This window comes from Mycobacterium sp. NGS48 (genome assembly GCF_059812585.1).
In genome coordinates this window covers 1-925 of record NZ_JCALCY010000046.1, presented here as the reverse complement: position 1 = coordinate 925, position 925 = coordinate 1, and the positions used below count along the sequence as shown (strand labels likewise).

The following is a 925-nucleotide window of genomic DNA, read 5'->3' as shown; positions in this document are numbered from 1 at the left end:
GGCTGATTCACGCGATGGATGCAACAGTGGGCGGTTTGGTCGGGTTAGACAGTAGTTCGTCGAGGGCTTCGGCAGGGGTTTTCCAGCCCAGTGTTTGACGTGGCCGGTTGTTGAGTTTGGTCGCGACGTAGTCGAGGTAGTCGGCTGGAAACACGGAGAGGTCGGTGCCTTTGGCAAACCATTGGCGCAGCAGTCCGTTGGTGTTTTCGTTGGTGCCGCGCTGCCATGGGGAGTGCGGGTCACAGAAGTAGATGTCCAATTTGGCGGCCTGGGCGATAGCGATGTGGTTGGCCATCTCCTTGCCTTGATCCCAGGTCAGTGTGCGGCGCAAGATCGGCGGGAGCTGCGCCATCTTGGCCACAATCGCTTCCTGGACGGCCAGTGCACCGTGGTTATCGGGTAGGTGCAACAACATGGTGAAGCGGGTGCTGCGTTCGACCAGGGTGCCGATCGCCGAGCCCGATTCGGTCGTGCCCAGGATCAGGTCGCCTTCCCAGTGGCCGGGCACCGCGCGGTCAGCTGCCTCCGGTGGGCGTTCGCTGATGTTGATCATGTTCGGGATGCGGCCCCGGCGCTCACCGGGGCTGCTGCGAGGTTTGCGCAATGCGCGCCCAGTGCGCAAACAGCGGTGGATGTCGCGGCGCAAATGGCCGCGTCCTTGCACGTAAACCGCCTGATAGATCGCCTCGTGGGACACCCACATCTCCGGTTCGTCGGGAAAATCGCGCCGCAGCATCGCCGTGATCTGGCCGGGGCTATGGAAATCGTCTAACCGAGTCTGCACCTCATCGCGTAGCCGGTCATTTCCGGCCAGCTTGGTCTGCTTGGGTCGACGCGCGCGTTCATCGGCGCGGGCCTGCGCGGTCAGCGCCCGATACTCAACGTGCGCGGTTTTGCCGCTCTGACGGGCCCCGAACGCTTCCTT

Annotated in this window: 1 protein-coding gene; it reads right to left on the bottom strand. The window is 63.2% G+C overall.

The window, feature by feature from the left end:
• Positions 1 to 7: 7 nt before the first annotated feature.
• Positions 8 to 925 (bottom strand): IS30 family transposase (locus tag AC5Y42_RS23590; protein ID WP_499900981.1); only part of this gene is annotated, 918 nt, incomplete at its 5' end.